At 39.1% G+C, this 16,476-nt stretch carries 10 protein-coding genes, 1 tRNA gene and 2 rRNA genes (1 of these 13 cut by a window edge); 1 reads left to right on the top strand and 12 read right to left on the bottom strand.

The window, feature by feature from the left end; genetic code table 11:
- From IGL17_RS03955 to dnaE, 12 genes are all read right to left on the bottom strand, one after another.
- A 23S ribosomal RNA gene (locus IGL17_RS03955) occupies window positions 1-882 on the bottom strand; it reaches 2,031 nt to the left of the window's first position.
- Window positions 883-1,058: 176 nt separating this feature from the next.
- Window positions 1,059-1,131, bottom strand: a tRNA-Ala gene (locus tag IGL17_RS03950).
- 79 nt (window positions 1,132-1,210) lie between these two features.
- Window positions 1,211-2,771 (bottom strand): 16S ribosomal RNA (locus IGL17_RS03945).
- The 16S and 23S rRNA genes sit together here with 1 tRNA gene alongside, the layout of an rRNA operon.
- Before the next feature lie 689 nt (window positions 2,772-3,460).
- Window positions 3,461-4,605 (bottom strand): IS3 family transposase gene (locus IGL17_RS03940; RefSeq protein WP_202255341.1). Its coding sequence is split into 2 segments (ribosomal slippage): window positions 3,461-4,332 and window positions 4,332-4,605, totalling 1,146 coding nucleotides; the frame shifts between segments, so codons are not numbered across the junction.
- A gap of 91 nt (window positions 4,606-4,696) precedes the next feature.
- The gene (locus IGL17_RS03935; protein ID WP_002363430.1) at window positions 4,697-6,205 is read right to left on the bottom strand and encodes a HAMP domain-containing sensor histidine kinase; all 1,509 of its coding nucleotides are present in this window, start codon (window positions 6,203-6,205) and stop codon (window positions 4,697-4,699) included.
- Window positions 6,206-6,215: 10 nt separating this feature from the next.
- Window positions 6,216-6,902, bottom strand: a complete 687-nt coding sequence (locus tag IGL17_RS03930) for a response regulator transcription factor (protein WP_002355954.1) — start codon at window positions 6,900-6,902, stop codon at window positions 6,216-6,218.
- Between the two features lie 157 nt (window positions 6,903-7,059).
- On the bottom strand, window positions 7,060-8,481 hold the full coding sequence (gene gndA, locus IGL17_RS03925; protein ID WP_010713786.1) for an NADP-dependent phosphogluconate dehydrogenase: 1,422 nt from the start codon (window positions 8,479-8,481) through the stop codon (window positions 7,060-7,062).
- 204 nt (window positions 8,482-8,685) lie between these two features.
- Window positions 8,686-8,865 carry a 50S ribosomal protein L32 gene (gene rpmF / locus IGL17_RS03920; RefSeq protein ID WP_002355952.1) on the bottom strand — a complete coding sequence of 60 codons (180 nt, stop codon included), beginning with the start codon at window positions 8,863-8,865 and terminating at the stop codon, window positions 8,686-8,688.
- Window positions 8,866-8,921: 56 nt separating this feature from the next.
- Window positions 8,922-9,491 (bottom strand): YceD family protein, encoded by a 570-nt coding sequence (locus tag IGL17_RS03915; RefSeq protein ID WP_016617836.1) that lies wholly within the window; start codon window positions 9,489-9,491, stop codon window positions 8,922-8,924.
- A 373-nt stretch (window positions 9,492-9,864) separates the two neighbouring features.
- Window positions 9,865-11,622 carry a pyruvate kinase gene (pyk, locus tag IGL17_RS03910; protein WP_002355949.1) on the bottom strand — a complete coding sequence of 586 codons (1,758 nt, stop codon included), beginning with the start codon at window positions 11,620-11,622 and terminating at the stop codon, window positions 9,865-9,867.
- A 64-nt stretch (window positions 11,623-11,686) separates the two neighbouring features.
- The gene (pfkA, locus tag IGL17_RS03905) at window positions 11,687-12,649 is read right to left on the bottom strand and encodes a 6-phosphofructokinase (RefSeq protein ID WP_002355947.1); all 963 of its coding nucleotides are present in this window, start codon (window positions 12,647-12,649) and stop codon (window positions 11,687-11,689) included.
- A gap of 172 nt (window positions 12,650-12,821) precedes the next feature.
- On the bottom strand, window positions 12,822-16,151 hold the full coding sequence (gene dnaE / locus IGL17_RS03900) for a DNA polymerase III subunit alpha (protein ID WP_016617837.1): 3,330 nt from the start codon (window positions 16,149-16,151) through the stop codon (window positions 12,822-12,824).
- 117 nt (window positions 16,152-16,268) lie between these two features.
- Between dnaE and IGL17_RS03895 the strand changes: the two genes are divergently transcribed.
- Window positions 16,269-16,454: a YjzD family protein gene (locus IGL17_RS03895; protein ID WP_002355945.1), complete on the top strand. Its 186-nt coding sequence runs from the start codon at window positions 16,269-16,271 to the stop codon at window positions 16,452-16,454.
- Window positions 16,455-16,476 lie beyond the last annotated feature (22 nt).

Here is a 16,476-nt window from a genome sequence, read left to right as displayed (position 1 = left end):
TCCGAGGCTAGCCCTAAAGCTATTTCGGAGAGAACCAGCTATCTCCAAGTTCGTTTGGAATTTCTCCGCTACCCACACCTCATCCCCGCACTTTTCAACGTACGTGGGTTCGGTCCTCCAGTGCGTTTTACCGCACCTTCAACCTGGACATGGGTAGATCACATGGTTTCGGGTCTACGACTACATACTCATTCGCCCTATTCAGACTCGCTTTCGCTGCGGCTCCGTCTCTTCGACTTAACCTCGCATGCAATCGTAACTCGCCGGTTCATTCTACAAAAGGCACGCCATCACTCATTAACGAGCTTTGACTTGTTGTAGGCACACGGTTTCAGGATCTATTTCACTCCCCTTCCGGGGTGCTTTTCACCTTTCCCTCACGGTACTGGTTCACTATCGGTCACTAGGGAGTATTTAGCCTTGCGGGATGGTCCCCGCGGATTCCGACGGAATTTCTCGTGTTCCGCCGTACTCAGGATTTTCCTAGGTGTTGTTAGCATTTCGTCTACGGGGCTTTCACCCTCTTTAGCGGAATTTTCCAAATCCTTCAACTATACTAACAGACTACCATATTGGAGTCCTACAACCCCAACAAGCAAGCTTGTTGGTTTGGGCTCTTCCCGTTTCGCTCGCCGCTACTCAGGGAATCGAATTTTCTTTCTCTTCCTGCAGGTACTAAGATGTTTCAGTTCTCTGCGTCTACCTCTAATCAGCTATGTATTCACTGAAAAGTAATATCCTATAAAAGATATTGGGTTCCCCCATTCGGAAATCTCTGGATCATAGCTTACTTACAGCTCCCCAAAGCATATCGGTGTTAGTCCCGTCCTTCATCGGCTCCTAGTGCCAAGGCATCCACCGTGCGCCCTTATTCACTTAACCTTATCAACCTTACGGTTGGGTCTTGATCACTTCTTCTAGCGATAGAAGGTTAATCAATAAATAAGCAATTGAACTTATTAAAAAACTCATTCAACGCGGTGTTCTCGGTTTGTTTTGATTCTTTTTACTTCAATATCCAGTTTTCAATGAACGAATCTGATAGCAAAAGCTATCAATGGAGCCTAGCGGGATCGAACCGCTGACCTCCTGCGTGCAAAGCAGGCGCTCTCCCAGCTGAGCTAAGGCCCCGAACTTATTTGATTGAGAGTAGACCTCTCAAAACTGAACAAAGTAAAGACGAAATGTGTATTTCCGTAATATTCCTTAGAAAGGAGGTGATCCAGCCGCACCTTCCGATACGGCTACCTTGTTACGACTTCACCCCAATCATCTATCCCACCTTAGGCGGCTGGCTCCAAAAAGGTTACCTCACCGACTTCGGGTGTTACAAACTCTCGTGGTGTGACGGGCGGTGTGTACAAGGCCCGGGAACGTATTCACCGCGGCGTGCTGATCCGCGATTACTAGCGATTCCGGCTTCATGCAGGCGAGTTGCAGCCTGCAATCCGAACTGAGAGAAGCTTTAAGAGATTTGCATGACCTCGCGGTCTAGCGACTCGTTGTACTTCCCATTGTAGCACGTGTGTAGCCCAGGTCATAAGGGGCATGATGATTTGACGTCATCCCCACCTTCCTCCGGTTTGTCACCGGCAGTCTCGCTAGAGTGCCCAACTAAATGATGGCAACTAACAATAAGGGTTGCGCTCGTTGCGGGACTTAACCCAACATCTCACGACACGAGCTGACGACAACCATGCACCACCTGTCACTTTGTCCCCGAAGGGAAAGCTCTATCTCTAGAGTGGTCAAAGGATGTCAAGACCTGGTAAGGTTCTTCGCGTTGCTTCGAATTAAACCACATGCTCCACCGCTTGTGCGGGCCCCCGTCAATTCCTTTGAGTTTCAACCTTGCGGTCGTACTCCCCAGGCGGAGTGCTTAATGCGTTTGCTGCAGCACTGAAGGGCGGAAACCCTCCAACACTTAGCACTCATCGTTTACGGCGTGGACTACCAGGGTATCTAATCCTGTTTGCTCCCCACGCTTTCGAGCCTCAGCGTCAGTTACAGACCAGAGAGCCGCCTTCGCCACTGGTGTTCCTCCATATATCTACGCATTTCACCGCTACACATGGAATTCCACTCTCCTCTTCTGCACTCAAGTCTCCCAGTTTCCAATGACCCTCCCCGGTTGAGCCGGGGGCTTTCACATCAGACTTAAGAAACCGCCTGCGCTCGCTTTACGCCCAATAAATCCGGACAACGCTTGCCACCTACGTATTACCGCGGCTGCTGGCACGTAGTTAGCCGTGGCTTTCTGGTTAGATACCGTCAGGGGACGTTCAGTTACTAACGTCCTTGTTCTTCTCTAACAACAGAGTTTTACGATCCGAAAACCTTCTTCACTCACGCGGCGTTGCTCGGTCAGACTTTCGTCCATTGCCGAAGATTCCCTACTGCTGCCTCCCGTAGGAGTCTGGGCCGTGTCTCAGTCCCAGTGTGGCCGATCACCCTCTCAGGTCGGCTATGCATCGTGGCCTTGGTGAGCCGTTACCTCACCAACTAGCTAATGCACCGCGGGTCCATCCATCAGCGACACCCGAAAGCGCCTTTCACTCTTATGCCATGCGGCATAAACTGTTATGCGGTATTAGCACCTGTTTCCAAGTGTTATCCCCCTCTGATGGGTAGGTTACCCACGTGTTACTCACCCGTCCGCCACTCCTCTTTCCAATTGAGTGCAAGCACTCGGGAGGAAAGAAGCGTTCGACTTGCATGTATTAGGCACGCCGCCAGCGTTCGTCCTGAGCCAGGATCAAACTCTCATAATAAAAGTTAGAACAATCTTGCGATTGTTAAGCTCAATTTGTTTGCTAGCATATTGCTTGCTTGTTAAAAATGTTTGTTGTCTTGAATTGAATCAAGACGCCCTACACATTTGGTTCGTCTATTCTTTGTTCAGTTTTCAAAGGTCTACGTTACCTCGCAGCAACTTTTATATCATAACAAACTTTCGTTTGAATGTCAAGAACTTTTTTCAAAAGTTTTCTCAAGTTGTTTTGCTCGGTTGTTGTCGTCTGTTGTGACAACTTCTATATCTTATCATTATCTCAGTTGTTTGTCAACAACTTTTTAAAACTTTTTTGTTATTTTATAACAAGTTTTTTTGATCAAATGATTGATTTAAAAGCAATCTCTTTAACGACTTTGTTATTCTAACATGTTATTTATCTTTTCGTCAAGAAAAATTTTTAACTTTTTAAAACTTTTTTCTTAACGAACTGTTTGTCAGAACAGATATTAATATACCAAGGATTTTTCTAAAACGCAACTATTATTTTGCAGAAAAATAACATTTTTTTCAATTTCGAACGATGAATATTTTCTGCAAAGAAAACATTCGTTTCTTTATCTTATAATCCCTTTTCTCTTACTGAAATGTTCGTTAATCATTCGTAAAAAAAGCAACGTACTTTGGAACTGACCTAAGATTGTGAGACAGGAATAAAAAAGCATTTTCCTAGACTGCTGATTTCCGATAATTTATCGGCGATTGGTAGTCTAGTTTTTGTTGAATTCGACTTTCATTATAATAAGTAATGTATTTTTTTACAATTTCTATTACAATAGATGTAGGTTCATTTGTGAGCCCATCTAAGTAGAACGTTTCAGACTTTAGTGAGGCATGAAACGATTCGATGCAGGCATTATCTGAAGGTGTCCCTTTGCGGGACATACTCATGGTAATGCCTTTTGTTTTTATTTGATTCTGGTAGTCAAAAGAAGTATAAACAGAGCCCTGATCACTATGCAATAGACAATCCGTTGTTTGGGGCAATTGATCAAGTGTATCCAGAACAAAAGCCGTATCTTGCTTATCACCGATGGTATAGGCGATAATTTCACCATTGTATAAATCCATAATTGAAGACAAATACAATTGCTTTTGACCAAAAGGCAGATAAGTAATATCTGTTACCAATTTCTTTAAAGGAGCGTCTGAAGAAAATTGTCTATTTAGCTTGTTCTCGACAACCGTGTAAGGTTGTCCCACTTTACTGCGTTTCTTCATTTTCACGCGACAATTCCAATGATATTTCTGCATAATCTTTTGTACGGTGTTTTTGTTTACTTTGTATTCCTGATTAATCAACGCAGTAATCTTTCGATAGCCATATCGAAACTTATGCTGGAAGCAAAGTCGACGAACGGCTTCTTCAAGAGGTGTTAACTTTCCCAAGTCTTTTCGATGAGTCCAACGATAATAAGTAGCTCGCGAAACGCCGAAAAGTTGACACAATACAGTAATGGTTATTTTTCCTTTCATTTTTTTAACTAATTCTACAAATATTTCTGGCTCCACGTCCTTTCCAATTCTTTGTACTTTTTTAGCACCTCAATATGCATTTTTAAATAGTTATTTTCATTTCTAAGCTGTTGTTCATTTGATAGAATTTCTGGACCTTTACCATAAGCATATTGTTTTCCAACGGGTTGAACCAGACGATGATTCTCGCCATTACGGTACCAACGCCACCATGTTTCAATTTGTGTTTTGTTTTTAATGCCTAATTCTTCCATAATCATTTTTACAGGAATATTCTCTTTTTTCATCTGTATAGCCATTTCTTTGATGTGAATCGGATAAGACACTCGATTTCCCATTGAAAAAGCACCTCCTAGTTAAATTCATTTTAACGTGAATTCAACAAGAGGTGCTTTTTTATTTTGTCTCAGTTTATTGGGTCAGTTCACTTTATTGTACGTTGCTCTCTTCTTTTATTCCAGCGATTGGAATAAAAATTCTAAAGATCGTTCCTTGATGCAATACGCTTTCTGCATCAATACGTCCTTTATAGTTTTCGACTAATTGTTTTGCAATCGATAGTCCTAAGCCATTACCGCCTTTATTTCTTGCACGGGCTTTATCTACTCGATAGAATCGATCAAATATTTTCTCCAAGTCTTCTTCAGTGATTCCTTCACCAAAATCTTGCACAGCTATTTCAAATTCATTCATCGTTCGAGAAATGGAAATATGCACTTCTTTTCGATCGGTTGAATATTTAATCGCATTATCTAATAGAATAATTAGCAATTGTTCAAAGTGATTACGATAGATTTTCAGTTCAACTTCGGTTGGTAAATCGTCATCTAATGTGATATGAAACTCAGGATAAACCAATTGGAAGTTATTAAATACTTGGTAGACTACTTGTTTAGCATCTGTTCGTTCATTTGCATATTGGGTGTCCACTTGTTCAGCGCGTGAAAGGTCAAGCATTTCTTGGACCAAACTCTTCATACGACTAATTTCTTGTAAACTGGCCTTTAATGATTCATCTAAAATTTCAGGATCGTCTTTCCCCCAACGATTTAAAAGGTTTAAATGGCCTTCCATAATCGCAACGGGCGTTCTTAATTCATGGGAAACATCTTCAACAAACTGCTCTTGTTGTTCGATATAGCGTCTCATACGATCTAACATTTCATTAAAGATTTCCGAGATATCTGCTAACTCATCTCTCGTATTAATCTCCGGCATGTGGACATCTGATTGCGGGTCTTTGCGGATTGTATCCATCGTATCTCTCAATACTTTTAATGGTTTTAAGAAATAAGAAGAGAGGATAAAGCCTAAGACACTACTTACAATCAGAGAAATCACTTCTAAAACTACAAGTGTTAATAATAAATGATTACGAATTTCATAAAAAGAAGAAAGTTCATAAAACGCTTGAATATAGCCAATCTTTTCTCGTGTTTCTTTTGAAAAAATAGGTTCCACGGAATAAAAACCGGTTTTATCAAAAACGGTTCGAACAACAGGTAATTGTCGATCCAATTGTAATAACTTATCATATTCATTTTGTGTTTTAAAAACTAGCTTTTGGTTTGTGTCATACACAGATAAATAAAGTTCTGGTTGTCCTAGTTCAGATATGAAACTGTCCATTTCCATAAACGAACCTTCTACTGCTGTATGCTTATTATAGTAGTTTTCATCTCTTTCACTCGGCGTTTTTAAATAGTCAAAAACGTCTGTTACCGTTAAATTTTCATTGGCATTAGCTAATCGATTTGTTACTTCTGCAATCGTTGCTTCGACATTTTCCTTTTCTTTGGCAACAATAAGACTGACAGAAGACTTATAGGTAATCACCGCAAAAATGGTAAAAACTACAAATATAAAGAAAGAACTTGCGAAAGCCCACTTTATAGTTAAAGATGGGCCTTCCAGTTCTTTTTTAATCGTTCTTTTCATTAATTAGTTCTCACGAACGCATAACGTAGCCAGTTCCACGGACAGTTTGGATGTAGCTTTCTTCTCCAGGTACGTCAATTTTATTTCGTAAGTAGCGGATATACACATCCACAACGTTTGTTTCTACTTCTGTTTCATAGCCCCAAACTTTATTTAGTAACACATCACGTGCCAAGACAACGTTCACGTTTTCCATTAGCGTTAATAGTAATTCGTATTCGCGTTTTGTTAATTCAATCATTTCAGAATTACGACGAACGACACGATTTTCTTTTTCAATTGTTAAATCACGATATGTAATCGTTGTTTGTTTTGCAACGTTTTTATCGCCCTCAATATCAATACGACGAAGTAACGCACGTAAACGAGCTAACAATTCTTCAATTGCAAATGGTTTAACAATATAATCATCCGCTCCATGGTCTAAGCCAGAAACACGGTCAATTACTGAATCACGCGCAGTCATCATAATAATTGGTGTATTTTTCACTTGGCGAACACGGCGACATACTTCTAATCCATTTAATTCTGGTAACATCAAATCAAGAAGGATAGCATCCCATTCGTTGTTAAGAGCGGCTTCCAATCCTGTACGACCATTGTAGTGTACTTCTGTCGTATACCCCTCATGTTTTAATTCAAGCTCAACGAATCTCGCTAAGTTCTTTTCATCTTCAATAATTAAAATGTTGCTCATTTGATTAATTGTCCTTTCTCTTTAAAAGCTATACTCAAGCTCAACCTTTTTATTCCTTACTACTTATTAGAGAATTACTACTCAATCTGTCTGGTTCTTTTTTAAGCCACAGTAAAACCATGAGCATGGTGAGCCACACTCATGGTCTCCAGCGTGTTTATTCTTCGTTGTACCAGCTGTAATGGTAGATTCCTTCTTTGTCTGTGCGTTCGTACGTATGAGCACCGAAGTAATCACGTTGTGCTTGAATTAAATTCGCTGGTAAGCGATCTGAACGATAAGAATCGTAATAAGCAATTGCAGATGAGAATGTTGGTACAGGAACACCTGCTTGAACAGCAATCGCAACAACTTCACGAACGGCTTGTTGATATTTTTTCGTAATTTCTACGAAGTATTCATCTAACAACAAGTTTTCAAGTGCTGGATTTTTTTCATATGCATCGGTAATTTTTTGTAAGAATTGTGCACGGATAATGCAACCTGCTCGCCAGATTTTTGCAATTTCACCAAATGGTAAATCCCATCCGTATTCTTCAGAAGCTGCACGGAGTTGTGCAAACCCTTGCGCATAACTCATTAATTTACTAAAGTATAATGCTTCGCGAATTTTTTCAATCAATTCTTTTTTATCGCCTGCAAAGTTAAAGGCTGTAGGTTTTGATAAAATGCCACTTGCTTTTACGCGTTCTTCTTTGTAAGCCGAAATAAAACGTGCAAATACTGATTCTGTAATTAATGGTAATGGTACGCCAAGATCTAACGCACTTTGGCTTGTCCATTTACCTGTTCCTTTGTTGCCTGCTGCATCAAGAATAACATCAACGATTGGTTGGTCGGTTCCTTCATCATCTTTACGTGTCAAAATGTCAGCCGTGATCTCAATAAGGTAACTGTCTAATTCGCCTTCGTTCCATTCTTTGAAAATCTCTGCCATTTCATCAACAGATAAACCTAAGATTTGTTTCATTAAATCGTAGGATTCAGCAATTAATTGCATATCCCCATATTCAATCCCATTATGAACCATTTTTACATAATGTCCAGCACCATTTGGGCCAATGTAAGTCACACATGGTTCACCGTCTTCTGCTTTAGCTGAAATTTTTTCAAGAATTGGCGCAACTAACTCATACGCTTCTTTTTGTCCGCCAGGCATGATAGATGGTCCTTTCAAGGCTCCTTCTTCTCCGCCAGAAACGCCAGTACCAATAAAGTTAATTCCTGAGTTTGCTAGTTCTTCATTACGTCGCATTGTGTCTTTGAAGAACGTATTACCGCCATCAATTAAGATGTCGCCTTTATCAAGGTGTGGTAACAATTCTTGGATTGTCGCATCTGTTGCAGGTCCAGCTTTAACCATCAACATAATTCGACGAGGTTTTTCAATTGCATTCACAAATTCCTCAATTGAGTATGTTGCTTGAAAGTTTTTGTCAGGATGTTCTTCAACCACTTCTGTTGTTTTTGATCCTGTACGGTTATACAGCGCAACTGTATAGCCTCTGCTTTCAATGTTTAAAGCAAGATTTTTCCCCATGACAGCCATGCCGACTACGCCAAATTGTTGTTTTGTCATTTTATGACCTCCTATATTATAATCAACGAAAATTCTATGAGCATTCTCTTATAATCCTCACTATTATAACGCACTATCTTTCATATGAAAACAATATAGTGCCAATAAATTTCCAATTTCTTCATATTTTCTTAAAAAAATACAAATCCCCTAGGCTCCATGGTTAGCCTAGGGGATTCAACATTTCAAAAAATGTTTTTATGCTTATGCTTCTTTAGACATTACGTCTTTTCCATCGTAGTGACCACATGCTGGACATACGTGATGGCTTTTTTTCATTTCACCACAGTTTGAGCATGCATTTAAGCCTTTGATTGTTAATTTGTAGTGTGTGCGACGTTTTGCTTTTTTCGCTTTAGAAGTTCTTCTAGCTGGTACTGCCATTGTTGTTCCACCTCCTTGTAAAGATGCGTGTATTTACATACACAATATATTCCAACCTAGCTGTTATCTTCCTCTTCAGCATTATCGCTGAGTAATTCTGATAGTTTAGCCAGACGAGGATCCACTGTTTGTTCTGCTGCTTTCTGCTTACTTTCCAAATATGCTTCTTCTGAAATCACTTCCCAGTCATTGCCACTTGGCATTTCTTGACTGTTTTGTTCTTCTTCTGTAAGCACTTGAATTGGAATGGACAATAGAATGTTGTCTTCGACAGATTCATCTAAATCAATTGTTGGCTTATCCAATAAAATAATCTCTTCAACTGCAAATCGTTCATCTCTTGTATCCATTTGTTCTTTTGTCATAAAGACTTCATCGACCGTGATTTGCATTGGCAAAGCCACAGGTTCTAAAGAACGGGATGAAGGAACGGTTACAGTTACCTGAATAGTGTAATGAAGTAAATATTCTGATTTATTGACTGCTAATAAGCCTTCTACTTTGATTGGACTTACATCCAACAAGGTATCATCTCGTTGAAGAAGCTCTTCTTTAAGATGCAATGTTTCTGAAAACACTAGCGGCTCTTCTTTGTATTTATTTAATTCTAACAAAGACCACTTCATAATTATCACTCCTAAGCAACAAAAGCTATTATACAGGGGTATGAAAGCTTTGTCAATGAAATTTTCTTGACAGCCCTTTCTTATTTCCTGTTTTTCTTTCGTTTTTTTTATAATTGTTTTTCTGTTGAAGATAACTTAGCGCTTATTTAATTAAATAACAAAATTTTTGTGTGAAATAACATAAATAATTTAAAACTAAGACATAATTTTACTATTTGCGCCCAACTCTTTATTTACTGAATACGTGTTTTCTGAACATTTCGTACTACTGTCTTCCTTGTAAAAAAAGCTGAGACAAACTGACGAATCGGTTTGTCCCAGCTTTGCGTCCGAGTACATATTGCTTAAAATCAAATGATTGAATTAATTAGACTTAGATAGCTGTTGTTGCTCCGCGGTAAACAATACCACGACGAGGATCAACAGTAATCACTTCGTCATTATTAATTAATGATGTTGCATCTGCAGCACCTACGATAACTGGAATATTTTGTGCAATCGCTACAACAGCTGCATGAGAAGTTAAACCACCTTCTTCAACAACTAATGCTGATGCTTTTTCAATTGCAGGCATGTATTCTTTATCTGTTGTTTTTGTAACTAAAATAGCTCCTTCAGTCGCTTTAGCAACTGCTTCTTCAGCAGTTCCTGCAACAACGGCTTTTGCAATAATTGCTTCTTCGCCGACACCTTGACCTTGAACTAATTTAGAACCGATCATTTGAATTTTCATTAAGTTTGTTGTGCCTTTTTCGCCAACTGGAACACCAGCAGTGATAATGATTAAATCACCTTCTGAAGCATAACCTTCTTCTTGTGATACTTTTGAAGCTAAATTAAACATTTCATCTGTGCTTGATGGTTTGTCAGCAACTGTTGCGTAAACACCCCATGATAATGATAAGCTACGTGCTTTTTGTTCTGAGAACGTAATTGCAACGATATGTGCTTTTGGACGGTATTTAGAGATCATACGTGCTGTGTGGCCTGATTCTGTTGCCGCAACGATTGTTTGGATACCCAAGTTACGTGCTGTATGGCCAACAGATTGTCCGATTGCTTCAGTCATATCTGTTTTGCTATATAATTTCAATGCGAATGAATCTTGGTTAACTAATGTTTCTTCTGTACGAACTGCAATACGAGCCATTGTTTGAACAGCTTCTAATGGGTAATCCCCTGCTGCAGTTTCGCCTGATAACATTACTGCATCTGTTCCATCGTAGATTGCGTTTGCTACGTCATTTGCTTCCGCACGTGTTGGACGTGGGTTACGTTGCATTGAATCTAACATTTGTGTTGCAGTGATAACTGGTTTACCTAAAGCATTACATTTTTTAATTAAAGCTTTTTGGACAACTGGAACATCTTCTGTTGGAATTTCAACACCCATGTCACCACGAGCAACCATTAAACCATCAGAAACTTTTAAGATTTCATCGATATTATCGATACCTTCTTGGTTTTCGATTTTAGGAATGATTTGGATGTGTGTTGCGTTTTCTTCTTCTAAAATTTTAGTGATTTCTAAAACGTCAGAAGCACGACGAACGAAGCTAGCTGCGATAAAGTCAATTCCTTGACCAATTCCGAAACGGATATCGTTAGCATCTTTTTCAGTGATCCCTGGTAAGTTTACAGAAACGCCTGGTACGTTAACGCCTTTTTTGTTTTTCAAGACGCCTTCGTTTTTAACAACTGTTACGATTTCGTTTGCATCACGGTCGATATCAGTTACTTCTAAATCAATTAAACCATCATCTAAAAGAATGTGTGAACCTACGTTTACATCATTGATTAATTCTGGATAAGTGATTGAGAATTTTTCATTTGTTCCTAAAACTTCTGTCATAGAAATACGTACTGAGTCACCAATTTTCATTGTGATTGCGCCATTTTCCATGTCATTTGTGCGGATTTCAGGACCTTTTGTATCTAGTAAGATCGCTACGCGTTTCCCTGTAATTTTTACAGCTTCACGAATGTTTTTAATACGAGCACCATGCTCTTCGTAGTCACCATGTGAAAAGTTCAAACGGCAAACATTCATACCTGCATTAATTAAGTTTACTAGCATATCAACGGATTCACTAGCTGGTCCAATCGTACATACGATTTTCGTTTTTTTCATTACTAAAACGCTCCTATTCCAAATTTGTTTATACAAAGCTAATAAGATTAGCTAATATACAAGATTAAAAAGAAATTTCATGATTTAACTCATAAAGAGATAAATCTGGTTTGTGTTTATTGTTTTCTAACGTGTCAATAATATCAGCTGCAACTACTTGGTTATCTAACATACCGATACATAAACCGCCTTTGCCTTCTTTTAGAAGTTCAACAGCATATGACCCAAATTTACTTGCTAATACACGGTCACGAGCACTTGGCGAGCCCCCACGAACCACGTGTCCTAAAATTGATACACGCGTATGGAAATCACCGTATTCAGAAAGTTTATCAGCAAATTCATTTCCGCCCATTACGCCTTCTGCTAAAATGATTAAGCAATGTTTTTTCCCGCGGTCGCGGCCTTCTTGAATACGTTTGGCAACGTTTTTCATATCAAAATCATGTTCAGGAATAATGATTTCATCTGCTCCGCCTGCCACGCCTGACCACAATGCGATATCACCAGCGTTACGTCCCATTACTTCGATAACGAATGTACGAACATGAGAAGTCGCTGTATCACGAATTCGGTCAATTGATTCCAAAACAGTGTTAATTGCTGTATCAAAACCGATTGTGAAATCTGTTCCAGGAATATCATTATCAATTGTTCCAGGAATTCCAACAGCGGGGAAACCACGTTTTGTCAAAGCCATTGCGCCATGATAAGAACCGTCTCCACCAATAACAACTAAGCCTTCAATACCGAATTTTTTCAATTGTTCGATTCCTTTTAATTGCCCTTCTTCAGTAGCAAATTCAGGATAACGAGCAGAGTACAAGAATGTTCCACCACGTTGAATCTTATCGCCAACGTCAGCAACATCTAAACGACGGATGTCGCCTGCGACTAAACCGGCAAATCCATAGTTAATACCGTAAACTTCGATTCCATCAAAAATACTTTTGCGTACGACTGCACGAATTGCAGCGTTCATTCCAGGGGCATCTCCCCCGCTGGTTAAAATACCAATGCGTTTCATTCGCTATTTCACCTCATATAATATACTTTCAACTGCCAAAAGAAACCTTTTCGCAAAAATTGATATACAAAAATATTACGTCATTCATTTTACCATTAAAGAACCAAAATGTCTTGAGTTAAGAAGAAAAAAATGAAAAAAGTTGAAAACAACTAGTATTTTTTACCGTAAATCATTTGAAAATGACGTTTTGCTCGCCTAAAACGTAAGCTAATTGTTGCTGACTAGCGCTTGTATGAGCGACCCAATTTTCTTCATTTAATACTATTTTCTTTCCTGTTTTTTCAAAATAGACAATCACTGGAATGTGTCCAGCATGACGACTAAGTACCTCTTTCATTTTCTGAAAAACGTCCGTTTGTTCGACATCTTTTGTAATTCTGATAAAACACGTTTCGTCACTAATTGATGTTTCTACTTGTTGCGCTTTTTCTATTCGTTGAACCAATATTTGCAATTCTTGATTGTACGTACTGCGTTCCACTTTTCCTTCCACATAATAAACTTGCCCTTTCTCGACACTCTGTCTTAACTGGCGAAAAACGGTTGGGAACAACGTTAGTGAAATACTTCCTGTTGTATCATCCCCATCAACAAAGGCCATTTGTTCTCCCTTTTTGGTCCGAATCGTCCGAATGTTTTTGACATAAATCAATAATTTCGTGGGCTGATTTTCAACAAGTTCATGAACAAGTTGCGTTTGCTTGGCTAAGCGTGTTTTTTTGAACTCTTCTGTCGGATGTCCTGATAAATAGACTCCTAAATATTGTTCTTCTTGTTCTAGTCGCTCTTCTAGCGGATAATCGGCAATTTCTTCTTCCTTTGGCTTCAACGTTTCTAACAAATCCATACTACCACCGCTGAGAAGAATACTTTGGATATTACTCTCTAAACCTACCGCTAATTGACGGCGATTAGGCGCAATTTCGTCAAATGCACCGATGGCAATCAATGGTTCGATATTTTCAACTTTCAACCACTTACGGTCAATTCGCAAAAGAAACTCATCGAACGTTTTGTACGGTCCATTTTCTCGGCGTTCATTTAAAATATTTTGAATGAAGTCTCGGCGGATTCCTTTTAAAGAACTAAAACCAAATAAAATTTGCTGTTGCTGATTTAGGTAAAAGCTGTAGTGACTTTGGTTAATTGACGGCTGCAAAATCGTCTGCTTGTTTTTTCTAGCTTCGCCAATATATTCTTTAATTTTTGTTGGATTATGACGAACAGAATGCAACAATGCGACATAAAAAGCACTTGGATAATGAACCTTCAAGTAAGCCATTTGAAAACCAATAAAGGAATAGGCAAATGCATGCGAGCGGTTAAAGCCATAATTAGCAAAGCGCTCAATATAATCGTACACTTGGTTAGCTGTTTCTTGGGGATAGCCTTGTTGTAACGCACCATTAACAAAATGATTTCGTTCTTCATCTAGCACATCTTTTTTCTTTTTACTAATGGCCCGACGTAAAATGTCAGCTTGCCCTAAAGAGAAGCCAGCCATTTTCGCAGCAACTTGCATAATCTGCTCTTGGTAAACAATAATTCCGTACGTATTTTCTAAGATGGGGGCGAGACTAGGCTCTGGATAACTAATTTGTTCCAAGCCTTTTTTCCGGCGGATGAAAACATCAATATTTTGCATCGGACCAGGACGATACAGGGCATTGACAGCAGCAATATCTTCAATGCTAGTTGGCCCTAATTTTCTTAATACATTCCGAATTCCAGCAGATTCAAACTGGAAAACGCCACTTGTTTCCCCTTTTCTAAATAAAGCCAGCGTTGTTTCGTCATCTAATGGAATCTGATTTAAACGAATGGTTCGATTATAGACGCGTTTAACAGCTGTGAGGGTATCATCAATGATGGATAAATTTCTTAAGCCCAAGAAATCCATTTTCAGAAGACCAATTTTTTCAACATCATTCATAGTAAATTGGGTCAATAAAATTTCATTCGATCCTGGTTGTAACGGAACCAAATTCAAAAGATTTTCATCACTAATTACCACACCTGCTGCGTGCGTAGAAACATGGCGAGGCAATCCTTCTAGCTGAACAGCTGTTTTATAGAGCAATTGATTATTTGGTGAAAAATTGACCAATTCTTGCATCCGTTTCGACTCTTGGTACGCTTCTTCTAACGTAATTTTCAGCTTGTTTGGGACAGCTGCCGACCAACGATTCGCTTCACTCTGGGACAACCCGAAAACACGTGCAACGTCCCGTAAAACCATTTTCGCAGCCATCGTACCAAACGTGGCAATTTGCGCCATGTGATAATGACCATATTTTTGACTGACATAAGCTAAAACTTCCTCCCGCCGATTATCAGGAATATCTAAATCAATATCGGGCATCGTGTAGCGTTCTGGATTCAAAAAACGTTCAAAAAGCAAATCATATTTGATTGGATCTACATCTGTAATTGATAACACATAGGACACTAAAGAGCCTGCAGCTGAACCTCGGCCAGCGCCTGTAACAATTTGATTGTTATGACAGAAGTCCATCACATCCCAAACGATTAAAAAGTAATCATCAAAGCCCATATTGTGAATGATGGTTAACTCTTTTTCTAATCGTTTTTGGTAAACTTCATTTAGATGAGGCACTCTTTCTGGTAATTTTTCTAAACACAATGTGCGTAAATAAGAACCAGCCGTTTGATTATCAGGCACAGGAAAATGCGGTAATAATTTTTGATGTAAAGGAATGTCAACTCGGCAATTTTCAGCTAGCTGAATCGTATTCTGGACCACTTCTGCACCAGCTATTTGAAGCATTTGTTCCATCGTCGTCTCTGCTTCGCGCAAGTAATTCAGACCTTCTATTTCCGGTGTTTGGCTTGTAATATTCAATTGATTATTTTCTTTGATGCTCTCAAGAACAGTAACGGCAAAGCCTTCTTCCCTTGTTAAATGACGTACCTCTTGCAAAGCCACGCCAGGTAATTGTTCTCTTTGGTAAAAAGAAAAGAGCGCTGGATTGCGTTGTTGATTCATTGAAAAAGAATGTTCAACAAATAACGACTGGGGATCAAAATATGAAGCAAGTTGTTGGAAAGCGTGAACCGCTTGTTGTTCATCTTCAAAAAATGTTTGGGCGACTTCTCCTTTAGCTGACAAAGTCACGGCAAATAAATCACTTAATAAGGATTGATGTTCCGCTAAGTAAAAGGGACCCTCTGTCGTCATTTTGCTGCTAGATAGTTGCATTAATTGCTGATACCCTTTTAAATTTTTAGCAAATAAAAGCAACTCGGAATGCCCTTCTTTTTCTACTGGGGTATATTCTAATCTTAAACCGATAATTGGTTGAATTCCCGCTTCTTGGCATGCTTCATAAAATTCAACCACCCCATGCAAGACATTGATATCGGTAATCGCTAATGTTTGATAACCTAACGCTTTCGCTTGTTTTACATAGGAACGAATCCTAACCGTACTAGATAAAAGCGAATAGGAAGTAACGGTATGTAATTGTGGAAATGACATTGGACAGCTCCTTTTTGAATCCTTGCTATTTTTTGCCTCTTCTCTTATTTTCCTATCGCGGATTCTTTACTTTTAAAGAAAATATGCTAAACTAAGAGCTAGAAAAGAGGTGCTCATATGCGTTATCTTGTTGTATTTTTCTGGACCTTCGCATTAGGCCAAGTCGTTGGATATATCGGCGGTGCATTATCTGGTGGTTCATACGACTTTAAAATGACAACGATTCTATCGTTGGCAACAGCCGTTATTATTTTATTAATTGCACACTTTGCAGTACCGAAAGAAACCAAACCTGTTAAATAAGAAAAAACCAGTTACTAAAGTT

This window comes from Enterococcus sp. AZ088 (genome assembly GCF_051714845.1).
GTDB classification, from domain to species: domain Bacteria; phylum Bacillota; class Bacilli; order Lactobacillales; family Enterococcaceae; genus Enterococcus; species Enterococcus faecalis.
This window is presented reverse-complemented; position numbering and strand designations above follow the sequence as displayed.

Excerpts from the sequence above, each read along its gene's own strand:
- IGL17_RS03935 (WP_002363430.1), bottom strand. The coding sequence starts at position 6,205 with ATGAAAAGAACGATTAAAAAAGAACTGGAAGGCCCATCTTTAACTATA.
- IGL17_RS03930 (WP_002355954.1), bottom strand. The coding sequence starts at position 6,902 with ATGAGCAACATTTTAATTATTGAAGATGAAAAGAACTTAGCGAGATTC.
- gndA (WP_010713786.1), bottom strand. The coding sequence starts at position 8,481 with ATGACAAAACAACAATTTGGCGTAGTCGGCATGGCTGTCATGGGGAAA.
- rpmF (WP_002355952.1), bottom strand. The coding sequence starts at position 8,865 with ATGGCAGTACCAGCTAGAAGAACTTCTAAAGCGAAAAAAGCAAAACGT.
- IGL17_RS03915 (WP_016617836.1), bottom strand. The coding sequence starts at position 9,491 with ATGAAGTGGTCTTTGTTAGAATTAAATAAATACAAAGAAGAGCCGCTA.
- pyk (WP_002355949.1), bottom strand. The coding sequence starts at position 11,622 with ATGAAAAAAACGAAAATCGTATGTACGATTGGACCAGCTAGTGAATCC.
- pfkA (WP_002355947.1), bottom strand. The coding sequence starts at position 12,649 with ATGAAACGCATTGGTATTTTAACCAGCGGGGGAGATGCCCCTGGAATG.
- dnaE (WP_016617837.1), bottom strand. The coding sequence starts at position 16,151 with ATGTCATTTCCACAATTACATACCGTTACTTCCTATTCGCTTTTATCT.
- IGL17_RS03895 (WP_002355945.1), top strand. The coding sequence starts at position 16,269 with ATGCGTTATCTTGTTGTATTTTTCTGGACCTTCGCATTAGGCCAAGTC.